At 33.0% G+C, this 18,483-nt stretch carries 19 protein-coding genes and 1 other annotated feature; of the genes, 3 read left to right on the top strand and 16 right to left on the bottom strand.

The annotated features are described in order from the left end of the window. Positions 1-165 precede the first annotated feature (165 nt). The 11 genes from ACFTQ7_RS17145 to ACFTQ7_RS17095 all read right to left on the bottom strand — a co-directional run bounded on the left by ACFTQ7_RS17145 (position 166) and on the right by ACFTQ7_RS17095 (position 10,506). Positions 166-348: a hypothetical protein gene (locus ACFTQ7_RS17145; RefSeq protein ID WP_349658391.1), complete on the bottom strand. Its 183-nt coding sequence runs from the start codon at positions 346-348 to the stop codon at positions 166-168. 230 nt (positions 349-578) lie between these two features. Continuing rightward, positions 579-1,937 carry an aspartate kinase gene (locus ACFTQ7_RS17140; RefSeq protein WP_386830087.1) on the bottom strand — a complete coding sequence of 453 codons (1,359 nt, stop codon included), beginning with the start codon at positions 1,935-1,937 and terminating at the stop codon, positions 579-581. 843 nt (positions 1,938-2,780) lie between these two features. After that, entirely contained in the window at positions 2,781-4,118 is a 1,338-nt protein-coding gene (locus ACFTQ7_RS17135) for a sodium-dependent transporter (RefSeq protein WP_386830086.1), read from the bottom strand. 482 nt (positions 4,119-4,600) lie between these two features. Then, positions 4,601-4,823: a binding site (T-box leader), on the bottom strand. Positions 4,824-5,813: 990 nt separating this feature from the next. Beyond that, entirely contained in the window at positions 5,814-6,281 is a 468-nt protein-coding gene (locus ACFTQ7_RS17130) for a hypothetical protein (protein WP_386830085.1), read from the bottom strand. 147 nt (positions 6,282-6,428) lie between these two features. Further along, the gene (locus ACFTQ7_RS17125) at positions 6,429-6,827 is read right to left on the bottom strand and encodes an immunity 22 family protein (RefSeq protein ID WP_386830084.1); all 399 of its coding nucleotides are present in this window, start codon (positions 6,825-6,827) and stop codon (positions 6,429-6,431) included. Positions 6,828-6,915: 88 nt separating this feature from the next. Further along, positions 6,916-7,500 (bottom strand): SMI1/KNR4 family protein, encoded by a 585-nt coding sequence (locus tag ACFTQ7_RS17120; RefSeq protein ID WP_386830083.1) that lies wholly within the window; start codon positions 7,498-7,500, stop codon positions 6,916-6,918. 293 nt (positions 7,501-7,793) lie between these two features. After that, complete coding sequence (locus ACFTQ7_RS17115) at positions 7,794-8,276, bottom strand: ankyrin repeat domain-containing protein (RefSeq protein ID WP_386830119.1); 483 nt, start codon at positions 8,274-8,276, stop codon at positions 7,794-7,796. A 225-nt stretch (positions 8,277-8,501) separates the two neighbouring features. Beyond that, positions 8,502-8,903 carry an immunity 22 family protein gene (locus ACFTQ7_RS17110; protein WP_386830082.1) on the bottom strand — a complete coding sequence of 134 codons (402 nt, stop codon included), beginning with the start codon at positions 8,901-8,903 and terminating at the stop codon, positions 8,502-8,504. Positions 8,904-9,255: 352 nt separating this feature from the next. Continuing rightward, positions 9,256-9,438, bottom strand: a complete 183-nt coding sequence (locus ACFTQ7_RS17105; protein WP_386830081.1) for a hypothetical protein — start codon at positions 9,436-9,438, stop codon at positions 9,256-9,258. Positions 9,439-9,479: 41 nt separating this feature from the next. After that, a complete protein-coding gene (locus ACFTQ7_RS17100) occupies positions 9,480-9,785 on the bottom strand; it encodes a hypothetical protein (protein ID WP_386830080.1) in 306 nt (101 codons plus the stop codon). A gap of 67 nt (positions 9,786-9,852) precedes the next feature. Then, positions 9,853-10,506, bottom strand: a complete 654-nt coding sequence (locus tag ACFTQ7_RS17095) for a hypothetical protein (RefSeq protein WP_386830079.1) — start codon at positions 10,504-10,506, stop codon at positions 9,853-9,855. Between the two features lie 410 nt (positions 10,507-10,916). Between ACFTQ7_RS17095 and ACFTQ7_RS17090 the strand changes: the two genes are divergently transcribed. Next, complete coding sequence (locus ACFTQ7_RS17090) at positions 10,917-11,276, top strand: DUF2750 domain-containing protein (protein WP_386830118.1); 360 nt, start codon at positions 10,917-10,919, stop codon at positions 11,274-11,276. Positions 11,277-11,395: 119 nt separating this feature from the next. Beyond that, positions 11,396-11,962, top strand: coding sequence for a DUF4256 domain-containing protein (locus tag ACFTQ7_RS17085; RefSeq protein ID WP_386830078.1), 567 nt, complete (start codon positions 11,396-11,398; stop codon positions 11,960-11,962). Between the two features lie 412 nt (positions 11,963-12,374). On the opposite strand, the gene ACFTQ7_RS17080 is transcribed toward ACFTQ7_RS17085, so the two are convergent. The 3 genes from ACFTQ7_RS17080 to ACFTQ7_RS17070 form a co-directional block, all read right to left on the bottom strand. Further along, positions 12,375-12,596: a helix-turn-helix domain-containing protein gene (locus ACFTQ7_RS17080; protein WP_349658397.1), complete on the bottom strand. Its 222-nt coding sequence runs from the start codon at positions 12,594-12,596 to the stop codon at positions 12,375-12,377. 10 nt (positions 12,597-12,606) lie between these two features. Continuing rightward, positions 12,607-13,083 carry a DUF2975 domain-containing protein gene (locus ACFTQ7_RS17075; protein ID WP_349658398.1) on the bottom strand — a complete coding sequence of 159 codons (477 nt, stop codon included), beginning with the start codon at positions 13,081-13,083 and terminating at the stop codon, positions 12,607-12,609. A gap of 342 nt (positions 13,084-13,425) precedes the next feature. Further along, positions 13,426-14,250: a DNA alkylation repair protein gene (locus ACFTQ7_RS17070; protein WP_386830077.1), complete on the bottom strand. Its 825-nt coding sequence runs from the start codon at positions 14,248-14,250 to the stop codon at positions 13,426-13,428. 257 nt (positions 14,251-14,507) lie between these two features. Between ACFTQ7_RS17070 and ACFTQ7_RS17065 the strand changes: the two genes are divergently transcribed. Further along, positions 14,508-15,461 (top strand): TRM11 family SAM-dependent methyltransferase, encoded by a 954-nt coding sequence (locus ACFTQ7_RS17065; protein ID WP_386830076.1) that lies wholly within the window; start codon positions 14,508-14,510, stop codon positions 15,459-15,461. A 1,356-nt stretch (positions 15,462-16,817) separates the two neighbouring features. On the opposite strand, the gene ACFTQ7_RS17060 is transcribed toward ACFTQ7_RS17065, so the two are convergent. Together ACFTQ7_RS17060 and ACFTQ7_RS17055 are read right to left on the bottom strand one after the other, a co-directional pair. Beyond that, entirely contained in the window at positions 16,818-17,144 is a 327-nt protein-coding gene (locus ACFTQ7_RS17060) for a GNAT family N-acetyltransferase (protein ID WP_386830075.1), read from the bottom strand. A 684-nt stretch (positions 17,145-17,828) separates the two neighbouring features. Then, the gene (locus tag ACFTQ7_RS17055; RefSeq protein ID WP_386830074.1) at positions 17,829-18,365 is read right to left on the bottom strand and encodes a TetR/AcrR family transcriptional regulator; all 537 of its coding nucleotides are present in this window, start codon (positions 18,363-18,365) and stop codon (positions 17,829-17,831) included. Between the last annotated feature and the right edge of the window lie 118 nt (positions 18,366-18,483).

Here is an 18,483-nt window from a genome sequence, read left to right as displayed (position 1 = left end):
CAAAGAAGAATTTGTACTGTTGATCTTAAATTAATCATCTTTCCCCAATTTAAAGCTTTTGAATTTTCGCACAGCATCGCAACTTCATAATACTCAAATTATTTATTTTTTTGAAATTGTATCATAAATTCACAGGTTGCCACAATTCAATTTCGCGATATTTCGTTATTGTCTTTGTTTTAGAGTTTTAAAACGAATGACGGATCCTGCAATAATAAATACCCAACCAATACCGACATAGACAATTTTCATTGTTTTAGTCGAGGACGGTAAAATATCCATGATCGTTAAACAAACAAATAGTATGCCAATCATTGACAGAAGCATACCAATCGATAATTTTTTCAAAAGAAAAACCTCCAATCTGTGTACGCCCTCGATTTTACCGTATTCTCGTCAAAAAGAAAACACTAATCCGTTTCAAGGATTAGCGTTTATCCCCCCGCATTAACAAGCAGTATTTTTTCTGTCCACCTCTACCCATTAATTAAGCAAAGGCAAAGGCAAACTGCCCGTGAACACTAATTAATAAGTGGGGATAAAGAACTCCCCACTTTTAAAAGTTTCACTATATATCCTTACACTCGCACATTTGCAAAAAATTCCTCATAAAGCGCTTGTAAAATTTGGTTTTCAAACTCTTGTAGCACTCCGAATACTAGACTAACTTCAGATGAACCTTGATTAATCATCTCTATATTTGCACCTGTTTTAGAAATCGCAGTTGCAGCACGTGCCGCTAAACCTGTATTATTACGCATACCTTCGCCTACGATAACAATCATCGAGAAACCATGACGCATTTGCACATCATCTGCATGTAACTCATTTTTCACACGAGAAAGAATTCGTTCTTCATTTTCTAGTGTAATTTGGTTTGAACGCATAATGACAGAAATATCGTCTAAACCAGACGGTGTATGTTCATAAGAAATATTTTCATCTTCCAAAATTTGAAGAAGCTTACGTCCAAAGCCTACTTCACGATTCATCAAATATTTTGACACATATAAAGTTGAAAAGCCACTGTCTGCCGAGATACCTGTAACTGGACGTCCTGTAACAGAGCGTCTTGGTACGATACGAGTACCTGGGGCTGATGGATTATTTGTATTTTTTATGTTAACGGGCACCCCAATCTTGTAGACAGGCATTAACGCTTCATCATGGAAAACTGAAAAGCCTGCATATGATAATTCGCGCATTTCGCGATACGTAATTTCTTTAATTTCCACTGGATCATTCACAACTTTCGGGTTCGCGGAGAACACACAGTCCACATCCGTAAAGTTTTCATAAAGCTCTGCTTCAACAGCAGCTGCTAAAATAGAGCCTGTAATATCAGAGCCACCACGATCAAACGTTCGTAGTATGCCCGCTTTAGTGTAACCGAAGAAACCAGGGAATACAATAATTTCCTTGGTATTTTTTAGTGGCGCTAAATTAGCATAGGCCTCTGGTAATGCATACGTGCGTTCAGGTAAATCATTGACGACCAAACCTTCTTTTGGACTTACATAGCGTGCCGTCATACCGATGGAATTAAAATAAGCTGCGATTAGCTTTGCGTTATTGTCTTCCCCTGCCGCTTTGATGCTATCGATAAATAATTCCTCATTCGATTTATCACCCTGTACACGTTCACGTAAATCTTCAGCGATCACATCACAAATTGTATAATCTAACTCCAAACCATCCGCAATCGCCATAAAGCGATTGACAACGATTTGCAATTCTTTCTCAATATCTTCATTTTTTAATGCTGCCATTGCTAAGTTAATTAATAAATCAGTTACCTTTATATCGTCACCAGAACGCTTCCCTGGTGCAGAAACGGCTACGATTTTACGTGCCGGATTAGATTTTACAATGTTTGCTACTTTTTGAATTTGTTCTGCACTTGCTACAGATGTTCCACCAAATTTACATACGATCATAACCATCAAATCCTAACTTTTTAAATTAAATGTATTCCTCCAAAAAACAATTGATTGTACACAGTGTACAAATTATCATTCCCTACGTCAATACAATTTAAAAAATTCACGCAATTAATCGATGGAAAATGGACAATTTTCACACTGTTTGATTTATTATACGGATTTCGTATGAAATAGTTAAGGTTTTTGCAAAATTTTTTCGTAAAATTCCAATATTCGTACAAATATTTGTCTGAACTAGCTGAATTCATCTAATTTATAGAATTTTCAATGGTGTATCTGACATCTCAAAACGAACCACGTCTTTGCGAATTTATATGGATATCAAGATGAACAATTTTAATTGTATAAAGTTGTATCACTTCAACAGCAGGATGTTGATTTATTACAACGATAGGTCGAAAACGATAGGTCGAAACTCTTCGAAAATGACTTCTTTATTTAGAGACATTTTTTTCAAGCGTCGTAATAAAATCAAGTGACGAAAAGTACCTCAATCAAGAACTCTTTTATACTTACTTATATCTAACATTCGTAACAAAGTATTTTGCAGCAAACTTGATTGAATTGTAGTGACTTTCTTCTATATTAATTGAAGAAAACGCTTTCTCCATTATGATATGCTGAAAAAATTGTGATGTTTGTGCTATTTATGAGTGATGTCAAGCTATTCTTTTGTTGTTTTTTATTCGTTTTAAACGGGGATTGCTTTGATTTGCGTAAGTTTGTGCTTTTATTCTGTGGAGGGCTGTATTCGTAAGGATCGGAGCAGTTCTTTAGTTAACCTGATTTTATAACGAAAAGGCCCTAACACAACGATATGCTAGGGCCTTCTGTATGTTAAATCACGCCAATTACATTTAAAAATACGATAATAATTGCAATCGGTGCTATATAGCGAAGTAAGAATAACCATAATACAAATAATTTATAGCCTTTATTTTCACTTACACCCAGTTCACTCATTAATACATCTTTCTTCATTTTAAACGGTACGAAGATCGCAACTAATAATACACCGAGCGGCATAAGAATATTACTTACTGTATAGTCTGCTAAATCAAAGATATTTTTTCCGAATAATGTAACATCACTTAATACGCCAAATGATAAAGCTGATGGAATCCCTACAACAAAGATTAGTAATCCTACAATCAATGCCATTTTTTCGCGTTTCCCTTTACCTTTTGTCGTTAAAGAGGCCACGCTAATTTCCAACATGGAAATGGCTGATGTTATCGTTGCAAAGAAAAATAGTAACAAGAAAATAATGAAGAACACTTTTCCAAATGCCATTTTACTGAAAATCGCTGGCAAGACAATAAATAATAGACCTGGTCCTTGAGACGGTTCCATTCCAAATGCGAATACTACCGGGAAAATCGCAAGCCCTGCAAGCAATGTAATGACAAGTGTTAAACCGACAATAGAAAATGCGGAACGTGGTAAACTTTCTTCTTTCGGTAAATATGAGCTATACGTTACCATTACGCCTACGCCGACAGATAACGAGAAGAATGATTGCCCCATCGCATATAAAATAATTTCAGATGTAACATTTGAGAAATCAGGCTGTAAGAAGAAACGAACCCCTTCTCCTGCTCCATCTAGTGTAAGAGCACGAATAATTAATACAAAGAATAAAACAAATAGTGCTGGCATGAAATACTTATTTACTTTTTCAACACCATTTTGTACACCTTTACTTACGATAAAAATAGTCATAAGAATAAATAATAGCTGTGATCCAACTGCTAAAAATGGATTAGCAATGATTTCAGTAAAAGTTGCTTCGTAAGAGCCATTGCCTTCCCACAGTCTACCTGTAATCGCATTCCATAAATATAATAAAATCCACCCTCCAACAACACTGTAGAATGAAAGCAATATGAAACAAGTGACAATCCCTAATTTACCTACCCACGGCCATTGTGTTTTCGGAGCAATAGTTCTATATGCTTCAACAGCCTCTTTTTGTGTACTTCTTCCAATAACAAATTCCGCCAATAATAACGGTAAACCAATTAATAAGGTAAAACCGATAAAAATAAGGAAGAACGCACCGCCACCTCCAATACCGGCCATATACGGGAACTTCCAAATCGCACCAAGACCTATCGCTGAGCCCGCTGCAGCTAAAATGAAACCTAATTTCGATGTCCATTGCTGTGAATTCATCTCTTTATCTCCTCTCTTTTTCTATTTCTTCGTCGTTTATTACAATTCGGTCTTTATTCATATTGGTCTATCGTACTCCTTTCTTATACAACCACTGCTTTTCAAATAAAAATCGTCCCTACGAAAACGTAGGGACGATAAAAATATCGCGGTACCACCCTAGTTATGAAGATATAACAAGATGAAAACCTTAATAAAAAACGCCCCTACGCAATTACGTAGGGACGATATAATATCGCGGTACCACCCTAGTTATGAAGTTACAACTAGAGTAAAACCTTAATCAATTATGCCTCGGCATAATTGCGTCCGGAATCGGCCGGAGGCTTTAACTTCTTTTAGCGGGTGTTAGACACCCAGTAAAAGAAGTTAAAAAACGCCCCTACGCAATTACGTAGGGACGATGTAATATCGCGGTACCACCCTAGTTATGAAAATACAACAAGAATAAGACCTAAATAAAAAACGTCCCTACGTAAGTACGTAGGGACGATATATATCGCGGTACCACCCTAGTTGTGAAAAATTCTTCACCACTTTATTTGATAACGGTATTCACTACCGTCTTCCACTTCCTCACAACACTGTGATTTATGAAAGATGCTCCAGGTCGAAATTCATGATCATCTATATACTGATTCGCACCAACCATCAGCTCTCTGAAATAGGGAGATTTTCACTACTTAATCCTATCATTGCCCAAATATTAATTTTCCGAATTGATACTATCATTTTTATCACACATAAAAAAAAGAGTCAATTAATTTTTTGAATTTTTATGTATTATCCTCTTATTTTTTGCTATAAAAATTCAAAATATGACTTTTGAATGAATTCTATTGCATGACTTATGAATTATTTTATACTAAAATTTCGCGACAGTTTTATAGTTCAACTATTTGATCTTTTAAACCATCAAAGGTATTTTTACTATCTTAATTGGGAAAATCGCTTAGAAATATAGAGCAATACGACCACTTAATACATCATGGAGTAATGCAGTCATAGAGCCTTTATTTTCAAAATAATCACTTACCAAAATAGCCCCATCACCTTAAGGATCCACAATCCAATTTAAAGCATTTCCATTTGCAGTCCGTCACCAAGGCAGGATTCCTCCATTTGGTAGGAATACCTCGTATGGAGACTCTTCAGGAAATCCTTTTGAATCAGTTCATGGTTGAATTGTTTTACTTCCACTTAATCTCTCCCCTCCATTGTTTGATTGTAAAATACCTCACAAAGAATCTTGTATTCTATATCCAGCTTCTTGTGCCAACTTCTTAATATCATCAATGTCAGATGATGGAACGGTAACCGACATATCGTGTTTATTTAATACATCTACAATAACATATTTAAATCCATTTTTTGTCTTCTTAAAGTACCTTTATTTTGAATGTCACGAGGATATGATATCAACATGACTACAAAAACTGAATAACAAGAAAACTTTGAATCTATTATTAAAAAAAGCATTTGTGTTTGAAGTAAAAACAAAGACTGATTAGATAGATTATAGATAACTTGGACCATAAACATTTTTATATCAAAGCATCTAGCGGTTTTACATTCTTGTGTCAAAAAAGTTGCCTGAAGATAGTGAATTTTTTATACAAAAAAAAACATATGTAAATACATTTTCTTTACATATGTTTTGGAATTTTATTGATTTAGAATAAATTTGAATAACACCTATTCAACTAATTGTTTTTTCACGGTTATTTCCTCTGGTTTATTAATATTTATCACATAAATTAAATCAGAGGTTGCATGTGCTTTTAATAAGTGATCTTCTAGTTCAAGTTTATTAAATGGATTGGAAATCGTTGAAAAGAAAGCCCATATCAAGTTATTATTTTTGTCAACATTAGCAATAAACCCTTCATTTCCCATACCAGCTTCACCACAAATAAATATACTATCATGATGATGTTTAACTTGTGGATGTTTCTCAATCTCACACCAGATGTCTTCATTAAAGGACATGATACTTTCTAAAGAGGTTTCACATAGGGGATTTATAAAGTAATTTGTATTATTACCGTCAAACACTTCATAAGAATCCATAATAATAACTTTACCTGAGCTATAAATTACACTATCTACACCTGGAAGCTGATTATTTTTCCAATTAGTTTGTATAAACTCATTTATTCCCATCTTATTCTCCTTTTAAGTTTTCAATCATTTTGGACATAAAATTTTTGGAAAGCCTGATTTATTAGACAATCTCAAATTTAGTTTCTTATGTAGACTACTTCCATGAATTCTGGCCTTTGAGCCACACTTTTTAGTAACTGAATTCCGTTATAAATCAGTATCAAAAACACCTAAATAAATAAGTTTATTGTACGATTTACGTACATCTGATATTACTAATTCTGGATCCATATAATAGAACATTGAATTAATACTTTCAAAACCTTTCTCTATACAGGTATCTTGTATTTCAATACCTATTTCTGATGAAACTGATAACTCCCCCAAAAATTCTTTTATATTTCTCAACTCTTCTGTTCTAAAAACACCTATTAAATCCTCATCATACCACCTCTCACCAATATCTTTACAAAATTGACACACATTATAATCGGGGTCATCGATATCTATATCTGGATCACTATAATCCAATTCAAAGTATCTTTCAAAAACATTTGTATCTTCATGGTTAATACCCGCCCATATATGAACTTTAGACATGTACATTTTAATAAACCCCACTTTCAAATATTCTCTTGGTTTTTAAAGTCATTTTTACATCTTTACATAAAGTCATCCTTGTTGCTGTACGCACTTAAAGTTTTAAATAACGGAAATCAAAATCAATACCATCGCCATCCAACAAATTTTCTTTATACTCTATTTCTTCTTTCGAACTATTAAAAGTGATTTCTTCGTACAATTTTTGAATCTCAACTATCTCATTTAATAAATAATCATTAAAATCTTTATATACTTTAGCCCTATTAATGGGATCATGAGAAAACAAATATACCTCTCCAGTGTCCCTTTTAAAGCAAACAGGATCATTGCTAGGGCTTTCAGAAAAAACAATATAGTTATCTGTTTCTTCTGCTTGAAAGTTTAATGATACAAACTCCCAAATAGAATTTGTCAATACTTCCCACTCACCAATTTCCTTAAGGTTGTACATGAAATCAGAACTTTCAATGCCACCAAAATTTAAGAAATAATCTTTCGTTTGTATGGGGATTATCCAATCTAGATATTTCTCTGTCTTTTTATAAATTTTTTCACCTTTTAATGAAATCACTTCTACATCATGATTCTCAAGAAAGGATGTCAGATTTTCAATCCAATTGTCTTCCCCTATCTGTTTAATTGGTAATATCGGATCTCTTTTTATTATTTCCGTCATGATGAGCCTCCCTATTCATTTTCAACGTCTTTTACTCGGCAAAGCATTTCTTCGTAAGTGTCGTAATATTTTTCAAAAATTTTAAACAGCAAGTCGTATTCTTTTTCTATCACCTTATACACTCCCCTAAATTTTTTGTCGTTTTTGTTTCTCCTGGTATCCTGCTGATACGCTGACCAACGTCTAATACAAAAAACATATGTAAAGAAAGTGCTTTCATCTTCTTTACATATGTTTCTGAATCTAATAAACCATTATTATCAAGCAAATAATAGCGACTCGATTGTTGATTACTATTCGAGTAAATCCTTTGGTGCTATCCCACGGTTATTCGTCTTATTAGAATCGGCCCCAATCTCTAATAGATACCTTATTGTTGAAGTTTCATTACTATTTTCCATTATCGCTCTCCATAAAGGGGTATTTCCTATGTAGTCAACTGCATCAATTTCAGCACCATGAGTTATAAGAACCTTAACAATACTACATCTGTCATAAATAGCTGCAAAATGCAGCGCTGTTAAGCCTGCTTTATCTTTAATATTCACATTACATCCTATATTCACAAGATAATTAGCAATATCCTCTTTACCTTCAACGATTGCGGACATCAAAAATGTACGTCCGTCCCTATCAACACTATCTATGCCGTATATTTGTAAAAACGCATTGATTTTCTCATAATTTGATTCATTTAATAACACATACAACTGTGTATCATCGAATTTATTCATTTTCTTCCCTCCATGGTGTACTTGATTTAGTGCCTGTAAGATTGCGTTATAACAACCTTATCTAAAGGATAATACGTAAGCGGTTTTAGTCCCTACATCCAATATTCCCTGTCTTCCACCCGATATCAATGCTACTTATATTATTTTATTAATATTAACAAAATAACATTTTTAATGAAAATAATTCCATTTAAAAAACACAAGAAAAGAGCAGAAAAAACCACCTATTATCAGGAGTTCTACTACTCTTTTGATACGCTTTCTGCACTAAAAGTCGGTATCGTATAATCCGATATAATGCAAACCGTTATAAAGCTTGTTAACATCAGTAATTTCTATTTCTGGATCGAAATAATAAAACATTGTGTTTACTTTGTCTAATCCTTTGTGAATACAGATCTTTTTTATTTCAACCATTGTCTCATCTCCTACTGTTAGTTCCTCAATAAATTCATCCACGTCTGTTAATTTATCTTGCCAGTAGACACCAATCCAATCCTCGTCATATACTTTTTCATTAATATCTTGACAAAATTCACATACCTTATATTTTGGATCATCAATATCCATGTCTGGATCACTATAATCGATTTTGAAATACTCATTAAAGATATCGTTATCGACGTTGCTAATTCCTATCCAAACATGAACCTTACTCATTATTCCCATTATTATTTACACCTCACTTAAAGCCTAGGAAGACCTTTTATATCAGTTGAATGTCATTCAGAATATACATTTTCCTTTCTGTCAACAACATCTAAAACGATTACTTCATAACCCTTTTCTAAGTTCCTCTAATGTAAAACCTATTTTAATTCATGCAAACGTTTCCCATAATATTAAAATATAATAGTTATTTGTTTCAATAAAAAATCATCTTAATCTAAATTTATGTATGGTGTAACAGATTGAAATTTTGTTAAATCCCTTCAGTCATCATTTCACACCCTCTCTTAAGTTAATAGCTATATGATATTATCAAATCTTTTTAAGAATTCCTTGTAAACTTTTTCTGAATTTAAAATAGTTGAATAGGTTTATAACTCAAAGCTTTATCAACTACTTCATCTGGGAGTAAATTATCGTAAAAAATGTAATTAGCAGCTTCTAGATCAATTACGTTATGAAGAAACTCTTCTAATAACTGATCATCTTCCGCTTCTGTCTTACCTTCAGCATTCGTTATTCTAGTTACAAGCAATATAAGCTCGTCTCTACTTAATTTTCTCATAGACTTATATACTATCCAAATAATTCTTCTGCTAAATATGATATTTCATGAACTGCATCTTCTAATTCTCTTCCTTCTTCTTCTGTATACTTGCTCTCATTAAAATAAAAATAATTATTTATATCGACAAAACATAAAGCGAGCCTCTTAGGAACTTCTGATTTATCTTTATATTCTTCAATTAACTTTTTCATTGCTTCAATTAATAATTTGTAGCTTTGTTGATTTAATCCTTTCCCACCCCGTAACTCCCTCAGTATTGAGTAATCACCAATGGTAAATTCGTAAACTATTTCTAATGCCTCTTCTACTTTCATAAACCGCACTCCAATCTTGGACATTTTTCATTGCCGAAGTAGGCTCATCATAATGAAAAATTGAAAATCAAATTTTTTTCAATTGCATATACTGCACATTTTTTGTATTTTCATAATCTATTCGCCCTAACCCTCCTCTCATCCCTATAATAAAGTCTCCTTTATAGACAATAAGTGAGTTCGGCACAAATGAACTGAATGGAAAATTATCGAATATTATATTCTTTTTAAATGATCCATTATCAACAGATAAACTAAATAAATTTTCGCTAGATATTACATACAATTGATTATTGAATATATGAAAAGCAATTGGACACTCTTTTAAATCAAGACACTCTTTAATAGAAAAGTGAGTACCATCGTAAATCAGCTGATGTAAATAGCCTGTATTCAGATACAGGTGTTCTAACCCTTCTAGAAAATATAGATTTCCTTCATATTCAAAGATTGATTTAACATTACACTTCTTTAATACTATTTCTGTCGAATCTGGACAAACGACTTTTAACTCTCCTCCCCATTCTCCATAATCTGTGCCAACTATTTTTATATCTAAATAGACATATTGTATACAGTGTTTTTCACGATACCTAGAAATCACGAGTTCTTCGTTTTTTATTCCAACACAATACTGCTTTGAATTATTAATGATTTGCAACCATTTACCGCTTCCTGCACTGGGAATTGCGACATTTATAAAATCATTCCATAATGGCAAAATATTTTCATACCCCCTATAATGCACAGGCGCTGTGAGTTTGATTATCCATATACCTAGGATAGCCGCCTGCAGGCTCAAACCGCGTACACTCTGGTATATGGATTGTTGTATTTAAAACCCTTTTATCATAATCCAGGCATCGTTCTCTGCGAGTGTAAACAACGTGGGATAAAACCCCTTTTTATCTTTATCCTACCATAAATATTAAGTTCAGCTACCTTAAATACAAGACCAGAGGCTACATTAAAAGGTGTGTTTTTTCAAAAATTGTTCTACTTCATGTGTTGGTTAGCAGAGTACGGATTATACAATTAACAACATTTAGAAAAATAATATATAGTAATTTTATATTTTTTTTGATATCTTTTTTAGGACGATACTATAAAGGAATGGCCTATATGTAACTAATTAAACGATTTATTTTAAACCGTCCTGCAGAAAAGCGACTTGCCTATTTTTATGGTATGGTAGCAACGGATGAACAAGTGTGGTTACTACGTGACGGAAATGGCGACATGTTATTATTCGAAGACGAAGACGGCTATCCATTTGTACTTCCTGTTTGGCCAACCAGAAGCTTTGCTGAAATGATGGCTGCTAATTTAGACGAGACATTTGAAGCATTCAACATACCACTTTCGATTTTTCTAGACGATTTAATTGTTGATATTGAAAATGACAGTGGTGCCGTATCGATTTTCCCCAACGAAAACGATACAATTATTCAAACTAGGGATGAAATAAAGGAAATGATTCGTATTTTATGATAAGCAAAATACTCCATAATAAATGGAGAACTCTATCATAAGTAAGAAATAGAATTTTTATTGAACTAACTGAGCAGTTCTGTCCAATTATGAGTATTAACAATAAGGGGGAAACTAATATGACAAAGAAAAATAAGGAGTTGTCACTAGAACAACGTGAGGAACTACTCAGAACTTTGAAAGCCCGTTTTGAGAAAAATATGAACCGCCATAAAGGTCTTGAATGGACTGAAGTACAAGCTAAGCTCGAAGCTAATATTGAAAAACTGTGGTCGCTTAATGAAATGGAAGGAACTGGCGGTGAACCGGATGTTGTTGGCCATGATGAAAAGACGGGCGAATACATTTTTTATGATTGTTCAGCGGAAAGTCCTAAAGGTCGCAGAAGTGTTTGTTACGACCGTGAAGCACTGGAGTCAAGGAAAAAGCACAAACCAGAAAATAACGCTATTGATATGGCAATTGCCATGGGCATTGAACTTTTAACGGAAGAACAATACCGAGAGCTGCAGAAACTTGACAATTTCGATATGAAAACGTCGAGCTGGGTGCAAACACCTGCTAATATTAGAAAACTCGGCGGGGCCATCTTTTGTGATTATCGCTACGATACTGTTTTTGTGTACCACAATGGTGCAGATTCTTACTATGCAGCAAGGGGCTTCCGCGGCTCGCTAAGAGTCTAAATTTTTGATCTCATACCCAGGTTAATATCATTTAATCAAACTTTACTATAAAGCTACATCCAACTCTACAGGAGGTAGCTCCACTATCGCGCAAGGAATAACATTAGGACTTACCAAAATTGGTAAGTCCTAATTTTTCTCTGCTTATTGGGGAAATAAAGGATAAATTTGACACGAAACATGGCTCCATATTATAAGTGCTATTTCGTATTAGTATCCCCCAATTTAAAAACCAATACGAACTCATTTTTTTCTTCAAATCCTATTTAATCTTTATGAGATAAAGAAAAGGTTTCCACCAAAATTGCGCCCTCTTATAGCTAATTATTAAAGTTAAAGCCTATTGAAGCTGGCTCGGTTGTAACAGCCGTTGAAGGTTTAAACACTTATTTGTAAAGAATTTGTTTGTCTATTATTCTTCAATGTCTTTGTCACTTTTGTACTCTAAAATATCTCCAGGTTGACATTCTAAAGCCTTACAAATCGCCTCTAAAGTTGAGAATCGAATCGCTTTTGCCTTTCCATTCTTCAATATAGAAAGATTAGCCATTGTTATTCCAACTCTCTCCGAAAGTTCTGTCACACTCATTTTCCTTTTGGCCAACATCACATCAATATTGATTATTATTGACAAATTGAACACCTCAAATCATTAAATCATTTTCTAATTTTAGATCGATGGCTTCTTTTAAAAGCTTTTGAAGAACAGCAGAAAAGACTGCGATTATCATTGAAGCAAAGATAGGGACCATTCCGAAAATTATGAGACCTGGAGCATCATCTGTCTCTGCTGCAAGAAAAACAAATGGCATCATTAACACATACAAGATACTAATTGTAATTGCACAGTATTTTATTTTCTTTAAAGCTCTTACAGAAAGATTAGAGAACGCTTTGTTCTTATCAATGTAGCTTAGAAGTAGGAAAGCCTGATATAACGCAATGAAATACGGTATTACTGATACATACATAATAATTATACCAGGATATAGTATATACCAGTAATCTGGATTTGCTAGATTATTAGCTAACCAAAATAAGCCAAATATACAGAAAGCTAAAACGGGAGTTCCCATAAGAAAAACAGCTATTTTTAAAAAGAGTGTTGAACCTCGTTTCATAAAAAGCACCTCACTTATTTAATCTACGTTTGATTTTAAAACACTATTTATCGTTTTTCAATAAAAAAATATCTAAATTCATTATTTTTTTATTGAAAACCTATTATTCAATCCTCAACAATGGTAAAAAACACCATTTTTCATTTATAAAGAAATGTTTTTAAATGAAAACTATTCTGCTCCTGTAAGTAATTAACTACAATAAAAGAGATCAATCCATTTTGGATCAACCTCCTCAATCAATACATATTATTCATAATGTTTGGCTATTGCTTAACATCAAATTACAGACATTAGCCTAGGGTAGTTTGTTGGCTTTATCGTCGTTTTCTCCTCAATTATTTAACCTTTTACGATTGTTCTTTGTGCCTTTTTAATGATTCTCTCAGTCGCTTTTGTTGGTGATGCTTTTTGCCATTCATCACAAAGATTTATTACCCACTCTGGTTTCGTTTTACTAGCATCATTTAACCAGTTGCCGACAGAATCTTGAACATACTTTGATGGATCTGATTTTAGTAACTGTAGAATCTGAAGTGCGATTTGTGGCTCTTCTTTTAATCTTTCAATATGCTTTGTCCATACCCCGCGGGGACGGATTGATTCTAAACTAAACCTACGAATGTTTTCATCTTCACTTTTCGCCCATTCCGTTAACAAATCGACACTACTCTCAATATTAGCTGAAAGGTTCTCCCTAATTGACATCCAAGCAATTTCTCGGACACCAAAATGATGATCTGCTGCGAAAGATCGGATATACAACAATGCTTCTTCTAAAGAATGATCGTTGTTTTTATTCATAAACGCTGCCCAACATCGGACGCTATCAGATACATGAGTGGAACATATTTTGATTAGCTCCTCTTTTTTTGTATCACTTTCATTCATCATGACTGTATCTAATAAACTCCCTATTAATCGTATAGCCTTCATTCCCGTTTCTACTTTTTGCTTCTCTATCTCCGTTAATATAAAGTCTAACTTTTCTTCTAGCCCTATTGATGGTAGAACATTTTTTACTAATGTAATATGGTGAACAGCTTGCCATTCCGTTAAATTAACACTCTCTATTTTCCCTTGATTTAACAACATTAAAACTTCACTAGGAATATCGCTAGCCTTTCTAGCTCCCTTTCTATTTAAAACGTCTTCTTTTACAATCATTTAACACCCTCCTGCAATAATGGTTATTAAATTCGACCTGTTCAAAAATAAATGTCTATTTTTATATTATTTTTTCTTACAAAATATTTCCACTATTCCCTCTACTAAATTTTACATCGACATAATTGTGAATCGATATTGATATGGAGTGGCTTGATAGAGACACCTATGATACGATTACCAAATAACAACTTCATTTGTTTTTTATGAACATTAGTGAATTCAAGTGAACAACAACTTAAAAGGATGATAATCAATTGAGTAACGAACAAAATAACAGTAAATTTATATACACATATGTACATCATGTTGATGAATACGATCTGTGCAGAATGGAGATGCGTTCATTTTTTAATCTTGATTCCCAATCAAACTATATAATAAGCCCTATTAAAATTGATCCAAGCCGTAGCCCTTTTATGCAGGACAGACTTGAAGTGCTATTTGAAGATAACAGTATCGAAAACATCAAGACATTGGTGAAGGATTTAAAAGTAAAGGAAGCAACTTATAAAGTAGTTTGTTTAAATAGTATGGATATAGGTGAAGAGAAGAAAATTCATCTGCCAGAGCGTCGAATGATAGAACGCGAGGTAGGTTTGTGCATCGATGGCGAACCAGAGCTAAATGAGCCTGAAGTTGTATTTGGTCTTATTTTAATAGATGGAATATGGTATTTTGGAAAGCATATGAAGAGTGAATCCATTTGGCATAATCATTTACACAAGCCACACAGTTATTCAACGGCACTAAGTACTAGAGTAGCTCGTACTGTTGCAAATATCGCAGTTCCGCAGCCTCAAAATATTCGTGCGATTGATCCTTGTTGTGGTATAGGGACAGTAGTAATTGAAGCCCTTTCCATGGGGATTAATATTGAAGGGCGAGATATAAATTACAATGTTTGTCAAGGTTCCAGAAAAAACATCACTTATTTTGGGTTAACAGGCAACATTACATTAGGTCCAATCTCTGAGGTTAAGGAACATTATGACGTCGCGATCATTGATTTACCCTATAACTTATTTACACATATATCAACCGAAGATCAATTTAATATTCTACAACATGCTCGACGCATTGCCGATAAAGTTGTTGTCGTTACAATTGAAACAATCGATGACTTGATAGAAGATGCAGGTTTTGTTATATCTGATCGATGCGTTGCTAAAAAGCAATCATTTTTACGTCAAATTTTATTATGTGAATAAAAACATTATATTGAAGATGTATATCTAATATATAAGACGAATCGCTTCAAACGCGATTTGCAATGAGAAGAAAGTAAACCTACTCCCAGGTTGCGAGGCGGAGGCGGTTTACTTTTTTTTTTGTAAAAGTAAACGACAATGCAATTACTGAAACTATAAGCGATGAAAAACTTATAGCAACCATATTATCAAGACTTTTTTTATAAAACTATATATAAATACTAAGTACCTATAAAGGTATTTAGAAACTTATTAGGGAAGTATTTTTATTTTATTTTTGCTGTTTTCTCAAAGATTGGTTTGATATTTCGTGAATCGAAAATTTAACGATAGCACCCGTTACTTGAAGAACATCTAAAGTGTCCCGCGGCATCTCTGCCAAAAGGTTTAAACCAACCTCCATCATCAACTATAAAAAAATAGCCAAATATTAAAGAAATAACGGTCATAATAAAATTCAAGCCAAAGAACAAAGGAAATTTAATGTTTCTCGATGATAAACCTACAACAATTATGAACACTAGAAATACCGGAAACAAAAAATCAGCGTGTTGCCCTATTATATTCGTAAAAATGAAATAAGAAAGGAACTGGAAATAAAGACAAAATACTTATGATAAACCTCTTCAATTTATATATACCCCCAATAATAAATTGATAAGGAAAAAACACCTTGTAGTGTAATTTTACACAATAAAGTGTTTTTTAATATGCTGTGGTTTTTTTATTTCAAATTTGATTTAATTAAACTGCTCCGTTAGCACAAGAAGCAACTGCCTCTTATTGAAAAATCGCCACCGTTAGTTTAAATACATTTTTTCACAAACTTTTTCCTTTATTTGATTGTTTATATTAATCTCTTGAAGCTACAGGTAAAGGTGGTTTCTTCAAGATCATTTAGGAAATAAAATACCACATTGTGAAACTGGTGGAGCATTTTTAAATATTTTACGTATCTCTGAAGGATTAAGCGTAGATGAAAAAGAATGGGATGGTAGTGATATTATTTATTTTAATAACTGGTACGGTAATATAATTATTACTGAAGCTGTTTACAAGGTTTTAAATGAATCTAACACTCAAAATGTTATGTTTATTAATTTGAGGGAATTTAGTAATGATTATAGAAGGAGTCTGAAATGAAAGGACGGTTGTGGACGCATTATCCCATAGAATCGGAAGGAAGTTTTCGGCATTTTCAACGGCTAACTTTTGTCCTCGTGCATGGTTCCTGGGCTGATGTTCACTTTTGGGATGGCGTAGCTGCGGTACTGCGTAGTCAAGGGAACATAGTCTACACTCCAGAATACGCAGGCCATGGAACTGATCCAAATAAAAATATCACTCATGCAATGATTACTCAGGTTTAAATTCTGATTGAATAAAGTTAATACCTGCCCTTAAAAATTCTGTCCCATTTCCTTTTCCAGTTAAATCTGGTCTCATTCCTAATCCAATATCAAAAATTCTGTCAGTAACTTCACTAATACTAAGGAAAGCAATCAATTCATTTTCTTTTATTACAGCAAACGATGAGTCCCCTGGTCCTTCTGGGTTTAAAAATTCGTCTAAATCTTCTTTATCAGCTTCCATATCATAAAAAGAACACTCACCATCATAATGCCAATCAAATGTAATATTTTCAGCTTGTTCTTGTGTCAAAATACTAAATTTGTAAGCCATTTAACTCCCCTTCTCACCTTTTGATTCAATCTCCTAATTAACAATCCTGCCCCCGTTAGTGAAGTATTTATTTTTCTATGTATACTCTTTCTAGCAAATTGGAAATAATTCCTCTATAAAAGAATAGTTTTGGAGGAATGTATTTTGTTAATGTCAAAAGCATAGGAAACATATGAATCTGAAAAGAGAAAGAGTACTTAGCAAAATCTAGTGTGTACCATAAACCCTCTAGTCTTGCTCACCAAATTCGTTTTATGAAATCATTTTTCCGTTGGTCACATGAAGAAGATCATATATCTAAAAATCCAGCAGCTAAAATTAAAGAACCAAAAGTCGGAAAACGAATTTCTAAGTTTTTAACCGACAGAGAAATTGAACATTTAAGGGAGACATGCCATACTCCCCTAGAAAAAGCAATATTTCAGTTAAGTGGAAAGCTTAGGAAATAATTTTATCATAAATATTTTTAGTTTATTTAAATCAGAGAAACACTATAATAAATGTTTCTCTGTTCAATTTATGCGCCCGTTAGTTTAAGTGAAACTCTTCACATTTCCATAAAAAGTTGACCATCTCTTAAGCTAATTCGATATAGAATGATTTTACGAAAATTAGGTCTTTTGTATAGAAAATCTCTGAACATCTTAATGATAATTATTCAAAATAACAAATCGTTTTTTGAGATTAAGTGACGTTCATACTTTCTAAGATTTGTACAACTTCTTCAGTTGGAATATTCATATCATCATTTATCCATTTTCGAATTACTTTTATGATCCCTCCTGTTGAATAAGTGAAAAAATATTCTAAATGAGTCTCAGTGGCATTTGGTAACTTTTTTTTAATTTCTGCAATTGTTATATCATGAGCAGAATTCAAAACTGTATTTAGTACATGAGAGCTATTTTTTTCATTAAAAATGATTTTACAGAGATCCTTATTTACAAGTATCAATTTTAACAGTTCATTTAGTATATTTTGTTCTCCCGAAATATTAATTGTACTCATCATTTTCTCTATCAATTCTTCTTCAATACTTCTCATTAAATCAAAGGGATCATTATAATAAGAATAAAAAGTTCCGCGATTAATATCTGCTACTTTACAAATATTCGTAACAGTAATTTTATTTAAGTCTTTTTCTTGTAGCAGCTGTAAAAAAGCCTCTATAATTACCTTTTTACTATACAGTGTTCTTCGGTTTCCTGGTGTACCAACCACGTTTTTTTCCCTCCCTTAGTAACCAATTCACTTTAATATGTTTTTAAATGAACAAAACATTAATAAATGACTACTTAATAACACATGTTTTTATTTTGCTTATTGTTACCTTTAATTA

This window comes from Lysinibacillus sp. NPDC056959, assembly GCF_042674095.1.
Lineage (GTDB): Bacteria > Bacillota > Bacilli > Bacillales_A > Planococcaceae > Lysinibacillus > Lysinibacillus zambalensis.
This window is presented reverse-complemented; position numbering and strand designations above follow the sequence as displayed.

Excerpts from the sequence above, each read along its gene's own strand:
- ACFTQ7_RS17070 (WP_386830077.1), bottom strand. The coding sequence starts at position 14,250 with ATGATTGTAAAAGAAGACGTTTTAAATAGAAAGGGAGCTAGAAAGGCT.
- ACFTQ7_RS17130 (WP_386830085.1), bottom strand. The coding sequence starts at position 6,281 with ATGGGAATAAATGAGTTTATACAAACTAATTGGAAAAATAATCAGCTT.
- ACFTQ7_RS17140 (WP_386830087.1), bottom strand. The coding sequence starts at position 1,937 with ATGATCGTATGTAAATTTGGTGGAACATCTGTAGCAAGTGCAGAACAA.
- ACFTQ7_RS17120 (WP_386830083.1), bottom strand. The coding sequence starts at position 7,500 with ATGACGGAAATAATAAAAAGAGATCCGATATTACCAATTAAACAGATA.
- ACFTQ7_RS17085 (WP_386830078.1), top strand. The coding sequence starts at position 11,396 with ATGACAAAGAAAAATAAGGAGTTGTCACTAGAACAACGTGAGGAACTA.
- ACFTQ7_RS17060 (WP_386830075.1), bottom strand. The coding sequence starts at position 17,144 with ATGGCTTACAAATTTAGTATTTTGACACAAGAACAAGCTGAAAATATT.
- ACFTQ7_RS17135 (WP_386830086.1), bottom strand. The coding sequence starts at position 4,118 with ATGAATTCACAGCAATGGACATCGAAATTAGGTTTCATTTTAGCTGCA.
- ACFTQ7_RS17110 (WP_386830082.1), bottom strand. The coding sequence starts at position 8,903 with ATGGGAATAATGAGTAAGGTTCATGTTTGGATAGGAATTAGCAACGTC.
- ACFTQ7_RS17125 (WP_386830084.1), bottom strand. The coding sequence starts at position 6,827 with ATGTACATGTCTAAAGTTCATATATGGGCGGGTATTAACCATGAAGAT.
- ACFTQ7_RS17100 (WP_386830080.1), bottom strand. The coding sequence starts at position 9,785 with ATGAAAGTAGAAGAGGCATTAGAAATAGTTTACGAATTTACCATTGGT.
- ACFTQ7_RS17075 (WP_349658398.1), bottom strand. The coding sequence starts at position 13,083 with ATGAAACGAGGTTCAACACTCTTTTTAAAAATAGCTGTTTTTCTTATG.